Raw genomic sequence first — 6933 nt, forward strand, 5'->3', positions numbered from 1 at the left:
AAATGACAAGCGATCGCTCCGTTCTTCGTTGATTGCAGAAAGTTAATAATAATTTTTTTATCAATTTGGTTGTAATTCACTGATTTTATTGTAAAATAATAAGCATTAGTTAGGCAATATCTGCCTATTGTTAATTGTTAGTGTTTATAAAAAGGAGAAAAATAAAGTGAAGTTCTGTCAAAAACTAAAGTTGGCAATTGCAGGAGTGACATTGGGTTTTTCGGCAATGCAAGCTAATCCTATTCAAGCTGCCACTTTTTCATTCTTTTTCCCTGACGGTGATGTGGCGGGAGCGGGCAGCGGTAATGTGAGCGGTTCATTTACGGCATTAGACAATGATTTCAGTGGTTTGATAACCTTAGATGAAGTAACAGAATTTCAAGCAATTTTTACTGGAACTAATTTTGGCGCAAATGTTGTGTTTTCAATCCCTGCTTTTACTCATAATTTAAGCAATTTAGTTTCGTTTAGTTTTGATTTGAGTGATTTTGCGAATTTTAATTTTCGCTCAACTTCAACACTAGATGGAAACACGATTTTACAAACAACTTCAGATGCAGGAAATGATTTCATTAGTGGTAGAGGAGTCGCAGTCGGCATTAAGGATAAAGGTGGGGTGGGAACCAGTGGATTATTTACAGTTGAACAATTACCGGAACCTGTATCATCGGTTGCTGAGCCTAGCACCGTTGTGGCACTGAGTTTTTTAGGTTTAGCGGGGCTAATGAAGAGAAAGCGGATGCATATGGAAAGAAACGATTGAGCTTTACTAGACTGCTCTAAAACAGAAATTATTGCTGAGGATGTGCTTCATTGTTCAGGGGGCGACAAGCGCCCCCAAAGCCTTATGAAGAACGGCATTTGCCCTTCCGATCTCCCCCTGAAATACTGAGCGATTTTGAGGCAAGTTTAGCGTAAATTTTTATACTTATTAAGCGTAAAATATTCTGACTGTTGCCTATCGACTTATTACTTTGGTAGATTACAAATATCAAAAAGTTTTTATCCGTCATGTCCTCACCCATGCAGAATATGACAAAGAGGACTGGAAAAATGACCAGTGGTACAGGTAGCACGAGCGCTTATATAGAATTACTCAAAACCTTTCCGCCTCGTCCGATCAATTCTGAGGAGGAATTACTAGCAACTCAAAAAGTAATAGACGCGCTGATCGATCGAGAAGAATTAACACCAGACGAACAAGATTATCTCAATGTTTTGGGTACTCTAGTCTACGAATACGAACAAAAACACGAAACCATACCCGATATTTTTGGAGTCGAGTTACTCAAAGCTTTAATAGATGAATTCGATCTGCGACAAAAAGATTTAGTTCCTATCTTTAAAACTGAATCTATTGTATCCGCAGTGCTAAACGGTCAGCGCCAGCTTACAGTCGAGCATATTCGCAATCTCGCCGATTTTTTTCATATCTCTCCTGCTGCTTTCTTTGAGATGCGATCGCCTACTGTTGAGCGTTAGGTGTATTTTGCCGATTTATCAAAATCCGTTCTCCATAATAAAGCAGTCTTTCCATACTCAATAACCGATTTTCCCAGGTTTGAACTTGATACCAATTTTGCGTTGTATGCAAGCTCATCCACATGGGAAACTGGGTGCGAAAGGTTGTTAAAGATTGCCTTGCTGCTGCAAAATTACTGGCGTTTGGTTCTTGCGCTAACTTATTCAAAGCTGTTGCAAGTTCTTCCGTTTTGCTAGTCCAATTTGAACGAGCTATTTCCAATCGCAGTTGATTGGTATCTAGCAGAAAATTCCATTCTTGGGATAAGCTACCAAAACGCGCAGCAGCGGCGGCGAAAGGTTCGCGGAAAGGAATCGGTTCTTTTGTATTTCCTGGTCTGATTCCTTGGGTGCGACTGAGGATTGCTTGCAAGTTGTTGCCGAAATGTTCTAAGGCAAATAAAGAGTAACCGCCGCTTGGCAGATCTCTTACTAACTGAATTTGATCGAGGGTTCCCAGTTCGGGTAATCTCAATAAATAGATTCCCGGCGATATCAAACTAGAGCCTAAATTGGTATTGGTGAGCCAAGGTTGTGCTAATTGTTGGAAGCGATTGGTATCGGGAGCATAGGTCATGGGGACGATTAAATCTACATCGCCTTGTCGCGCCCAAACTTCCCAATTTTGCTGTAATTTTTGAATGCGTTCTTGTTCTGGATAGCCGAAAACTGCGACGGATAAAATGAGATTAGATCGACGCTGGCGCAGCATTTGGGAAACTTCGGCGACAAAGGAATTGATTTGGGTGGTGCGGAATTCTGTCCATTGTTGCCAGCGGGTGCGATCGCGCGGCGAAATCCGTATCGGATCGACGCCATATTGCTGTTGAAATTGCTGGCGCGCCGCCCTACCATAACCGTATATCCTACCCGCCCCAGGGTCTTGAAACGGATAGCGAATGTAATCGAGTTGCAGTCCATCCACGTTATAGCGAGTGACTATTTCTTCAAACAATCGCATTAAATATTGCCGCACTTCTGGATTCGCCGGATCTAAAAACGGCTTCGTTTGTCCAATCGGAATAATATTCCCCCGATTATCATAATTCGCCCAACTGGGATTAGCTGTAAGAACCGGACCAAGATAATTCGCAGGTTGTCCCACAATAGTATTGTGAATTTGGTTGCCTGTGGCAAATGTCCACACCCAAGCGTGCAATTCCATTCCCCGCGCATGGGCTAATTTAACCGCAGATGCTAACGGGTCCCAACCTTTAACGAGCGGGTTTTGTTCAGGTGCAACTTGTGAGGGATAAATGGGATATCCGGCGTTAACGGTTTCAAAGAAAACTGTATTAATTCCCGCCGCCGCCAGTTGGTCAAAAATTCTCGCTAATCCCTGTTCTGAACCTGCTTCAATAATAGAACCACGGTCGAGCCAAATCGCCCGAATTTCCGCTTGAGCGTTAGGACGATCGATGGGATAAAGATTCCATAAATTTTGACGCGCTTGCAGCCATTGTTGGCGAGCATTAGCGTAGTCTCGATTAGCAATTAATCGGGGTAAATTTTGCAGTAATTCTCGTGCGGATTGAATCGCAGCGGGTGGGGAAGGTTGCGTGCTAAGTGAAACAGTAGAAGCAACCGTTGCAACAGACGTCGTAGGGGGTATAAAAAATGAATTATCATCACTTTTCCCAGTACTTCCCTGCGCCTCAGCTACCCTAGCTGCACCACGGTTAGCGGTATTGGCGGCTAAAAGGGCGCTTTCCACCCGACCAATTAGATTTTCTAACTCTTGGCGCATGGCGATCGCTTCGGGCGGACTAATTCTTTGCCCCCCCGGTCTAAACGGAATTCCCGCCGCCGCCACCTCTTGCGTCGGATCGTTCCTTCTCCCAGCAGTGGGTGCAGGCGTTTGTCGAGTCACCCTTTCCCGAGTTGGCGTCCCCTGTTGCACATTAGAAACGGGCGACTGAGGACTAGCAACTCTCCCCTGCCCCCCTGCTCCCCTGCTCACCTGCTCCCCTGCCCCCCTGCTCCCCTGCACCTCTGCCCCCCTGCTCCCCTGCCCCCCTGCCTCAATAAAAGACCCCGTTCCGAGTATTCTGGTTGGGGTTTGAGGGGATTGTCTGGGGGTGGCAGCAGCTCTGGCGATCGCTCCCGGAGGCACGCAGTTGCCGCTAGAAGCGCCCTGACTGGCAACGGTCGTCCCCCCCCCTGGACGATTGCCGTAACGGCTCATAGCTGCTTTTAGCCAGCTTAGATCGAGTGTTGGGGAGGCCACTGTATCCACGCCCCAGCGCCAACCAAAAAAGGTCGTGCGGTTGGTGGTGACAACGGCGGGTGGGGTATCGGGACCGCTCCAAGTGGCTGCGGTTTGGCTGTTTAACCCGGTGGGAACCACAACGCCGCCGTAGATTGTCCCAGCGAGGTCGCGAGTCACCCATTCTTGGGTGCGGGTACGCAAAGGCTGTACCATAGTAGGTTCGGAGAGGGGAAACGCCCAGTAAGCGCCCAGCATACTTCGCAATAGTTGGCGCACGCCGGGAGCGGAAAGGTTTCCTACTGGACCTGAGACGATAACGCGACCGCCTTTGCTCATCCACGCTTCTAGAGCGATCGCTTGTTCCTGGGTTAAAGTTTCCACGTTGGGCAAAAATAGCACCGCTGGTCCTGCTAAATCTGTCTCGGATCTGATATTTTGCAAGTCAACTACGCAATAGGGAACGCCGCTGGCGTTGAGGCGGTTGGTAATTCCTCCCCATTGGGTCGAATTTTCTTGACTTCTGACTACCCCTAGTCTTGCTTGTTGAGCGATCGCGCTTCCGGGTATCAGTAAAACAGCAATCGGCAAAAGAAACGAAAAACAAACTTTGATTTGTTTGGCTTTTGCAATTGCTTTATTTTTATCGCTCCTCACGCCTCACTCCTCATCCAGCACCAAGTACATATTTTTACATTGCGCGAGTTGATCTGCTCTAACAGGACTTACGCATCGATCCCCCCCAACCCCCTAATGCCTTGGGGGGCTTAAGGCGGGATCTTGGCAAGCTAGGGTTGATGGCTGATTTGCACAAAACAAACTCTAGCAACTCACTGGATATCACTGGACAATTTCACCGTGGCACACATCTACTCTAGGTGCTTGTCGATTAGGGCGATGAGTTGAGCGATCGCTTTGTGTTCTTCTAAGAGCAGTTCTTTAAGTTGGCGCATCTGTTCTTGATTGGGCGGTCGATGTACCAAATCGTCAACAAATTCCCACAGTGGTGACCTCCGGTGGCGCGAGAGAGCGCTTTCGGTGTTGAGTTTGTCCCAGCGCTCCTTGGTGGCCTCGAACTTTTCTTCCATGAGCTTGGTTTTCTCTTGCAGGAGCCTGGTTTTCTCTTGCACTTGAAAAGTTCTTGCTAGACGCCTTTCGGTGCGCTCTTTAAGTGTTAGACATTCGCTCCCAGTCATCTTCATCACCGTAGATATTTTTTACCTGCTCCTCTAATTCTGTGACTCGCTCGGTAAGTCTTGCTAGCCGATCTTCGGTGATGTTAGTTTTGCCCTCCAAAACCTCGGTTCTGTCCTCCAGAGCATCGGTTCTGCCCTCAAGGTTTTCAATAGACAAGTCCAAAGCCTCGACGAATCCCTCTAGCTCTCCTATCCGGTCGGGTTGGGGCGTGTTGCCGTTAGGGCCGTTGCTGTTTGTCATTGTTATTCCTCTATTTATCCTAACAAACTGGCGTCCCTTGCGCGTGCGGTCGGCATATCGCTAGCCGATACACGCTTAGACTATCGCCAGCACTGCTGCTACTTTCGTTGTTACCAAGTTTGATCCAATTGAGATCTGGCACCATTCTCAATAAGTCTCAAAACCCGCCCGGAACTCAAGTTCCGGGCTAATAGCTCAAGTCGATTTTAATCGACTGAAATCCATCCCATGTCAGGGTTTAGTCCTCTTAAGAGGACTTAAGCTGCTCGCTGTGGGAATTTATTCCCACAGCGGGTTATTGCGACTGGTGCGAGTTCTCAGATCCAAGACAGATCAGCTAGTGCGACCGAGCGGGATTCGCTTAGTCACAATGCTCATGACTTCGCCCCGATTGGGCGCAGGCATAAGAAAACTCCACTCGCTCACCTGAGCAAACTGGAGTCTGTAAAGCCAACGAATTGTGTAATTGACTCCATAATGTGAGCCAAAAACCATTACCCTCACAACTTCATAGCCATCAGAGGGAACTGGCAGATTGCCCACACCAGGAATAACCGACGGCAAAGTGTCGCCAACTCCTGGCACGAAGCCTAGAGTTTGAGAATAAACCAATGGCGGCAGGGAAATTAGTACTGTTCCCCATCCTGTGTCAAAATTTGTCATGATGATTTAGCCTCCTACGGTGTTTAGGGGGTAGTCGTCGTGTAGGGGATGGACCAGATCCTCTATACGGCGCGATTCCTTGTACGCTTCATAATAGCAGGACGAACCAAAATTGTCTAGTAAATTACTGGAAGCTTCTAAATTCACGCTTAACCGGAAATGGCAGAAAAAGACAAAGACAAAGACCTTTATCTTATCAGCGGCCTGCGAGAACGCTACGGACTAAGCAGCAGGCAATCAGTATATGACCGGCTGAAGGCTTTGAATATTAAACCCGTGGGGTGGGGAAGAATATCAGCTGAGCAACTGAACCAGATGGATAAGCTAGACGAACACCTAAAAAAAGGCGGGACTTTATCTAATTTTGGAATCGAGACCTCCAAGAATCAAAGCGACACATCGCTGATTGTTGCGGAATTGACTAAATTGGTGGAAGCGATCGCACCCACCCCCAACCCCCCAGAACCGCTGCAAGCACTGGAGGAACTGGAGAAAGCTGCTGAGAAAGGGTGGTTGTTGACAACAGAGCAGGTGAAGCAACTCATTGGAGTAAAGCCGACGGTTAGGGGGAGCGATCGCACATTTACCCGTGGCAGCTTTGCATTCGTAAAAAGCGGCAAAATTGGATCGCAAACTGCTTGGAAGGTAGTGAAAGTTAGTTTTGAGGGCAAGTAGCGATCAAACCAGAACTTTGGAGCGATCGCCCACCAGCTCAATCAAAAAAGACCGCCGCAGGATTGGGGCGTGTCTATGTCTTTAATGTCATTGATAACTAATATCATGTCCGTTGAATTGCCCATAATAAAAAAACTTCACTCTGTCGTTGCGTAGGGACACGGCATCATAGATATCTCGGACAAACAGATAACTTTAATCCTGCCGTGTCCCGGCTGATGATTGTGGGTAATCCTGGTGATGCACCCATTTATATTATGGGTAATAAGCCTGCCATCATATAACCAAGCATTAACTTCCCTTACTTTCCTTCCAATCTGCCAACGCACCGATGACGAAACTCGCAGCGGGATGGTTAAGGACTTGCTCAAAGGCAGAGATTCCGCCAGCTTTCAAAGCACTGAGGATTCGATCTGCTAGCTTCGGATTGC

General features: G+C 47.3%; 8 protein-coding genes. 4 read left to right on the plus strand and 4 right to left on the minus strand.

The features are described from left to right. Window positions 1-166: 166 nt before the first annotated feature. From ACE1CM_RS11860 to ACE1CM_RS11870, 3 genes are all read left to right on the plus strand, one after another. Window positions 167-763 (plus strand): hypothetical protein, encoded by a 597-nt coding sequence (locus ACE1CM_RS11860; RefSeq protein WP_374877677.1) that lies wholly within the window; start codon window positions 167-169, stop codon window positions 761-763. A 184-nt stretch (window positions 764-947) separates the two neighbouring features. Next, window positions 948-1073, plus strand: coding sequence for a type II toxin-antitoxin system HigB family toxin (locus ACE1CM_RS11865; protein WP_374877685.1), 126 nt, complete (start codon window positions 948-950; stop codon window positions 1071-1073). Continuing rightward, a complete protein-coding gene (locus tag ACE1CM_RS11870; RefSeq protein ID WP_374877678.1) occupies window positions 1054-1482 on the plus strand; it encodes a type II toxin-antitoxin system HigA family antitoxin in 429 nt (142 codons plus the stop codon). Before ACE1CM_RS11865 ends, ACE1CM_RS11870 begins: the two co-directional genes overlap by 20 nt. On the opposite strand, the gene ACE1CM_RS11875 is transcribed toward ACE1CM_RS11870, so the two are convergent. The 4 genes from ACE1CM_RS11875 to ACE1CM_RS11890 form a co-directional block, all read right to left on the minus strand. Further along, window positions 1466-4384 carry a family 10 glycosylhydrolase gene (locus tag ACE1CM_RS11875; protein ID WP_374877679.1) on the minus strand — a complete coding sequence of 973 codons (2919 nt, stop codon included), beginning with the start codon at window positions 4382-4384 and terminating at the stop codon, window positions 1466-1468. The two genes, ACE1CM_RS11870 and ACE1CM_RS11875, sit on opposite strands and share 17 nt — an antisense overlap. Before the next feature lie 212 nt (window positions 4385-4596). Next, window positions 4597-4815 (minus strand): hypothetical protein, encoded by a 219-nt coding sequence (locus ACE1CM_RS11880; RefSeq protein ID WP_374877680.1) that lies wholly within the window; start codon window positions 4813-4815, stop codon window positions 4597-4599. Window positions 4816-4894: 79 nt separating this feature from the next. Further along, complete coding sequence (locus tag ACE1CM_RS11885) at window positions 4895-5164, minus strand: hypothetical protein (RefSeq protein WP_374877681.1); 270 nt, start codon at window positions 5162-5164, stop codon at window positions 4895-4897. Between the two features lie 333 nt (window positions 5165-5497). Then, window positions 5498-5827, minus strand: a complete 330-nt coding sequence (locus tag ACE1CM_RS11890) for a hypothetical protein (protein WP_374877682.1) — start codon at window positions 5825-5827, stop codon at window positions 5498-5500. Window positions 5828-5986: 159 nt separating this feature from the next. Here ACE1CM_RS11890 and ACE1CM_RS11895 point away from each other — a divergent pair, with 159 nt between their 5' ends. Beyond that, window positions 5987-6502, plus strand: coding sequence for a hypothetical protein (locus ACE1CM_RS11895; protein WP_374877683.1), 516 nt, complete (start codon window positions 5987-5989; stop codon window positions 6500-6502). The last annotated feature ends 431 nt before the right edge of the window (window positions 6503-6933 follow it).

It is taken from the genome of Microseira sp. BLCC-F43 (assembly GCF_041929235.1).
GTDB lineage: Bacteria > Cyanobacteriota > Cyanobacteriia > Cyanobacteriales > Aerosakkonemataceae > Microseira.

What these genes read in the sequence shown, in the direction of transcription:
- ACE1CM_RS11870 (WP_374877678.1), top strand. Translation starts at nt 1,054, where the DNA reads ATGACCAGTGGTACAGGTAGCACGAGCGCTTATATAGAATTACTCAAA.
- ACE1CM_RS11880 (WP_374877680.1), bottom strand. Translation starts at nt 4,815, where the DNA reads ATGGAAGAAAAGTTCGAGGCCACCAAGGAGCGCTGGGACAAACTCAAC.
- ACE1CM_RS11885 (WP_374877681.1), bottom strand. Translation starts at nt 5,164, where the DNA reads ATGACAAACAGCAACGGCCCTAACGGCAACACGCCCCAACCCGACCGG.
- ACE1CM_RS11890 (WP_374877682.1), bottom strand. Translation starts at nt 5,827, where the DNA reads ATGACAAATTTTGACACAGGATGGGGAACAGTACTAATTTCCCTGCCG.
- ACE1CM_RS11895 (WP_374877683.1), top strand. Translation starts at nt 5,987, where the DNA reads ATGGCAGAAAAAGACAAAGACAAAGACCTTTATCTTATCAGCGGCCTG.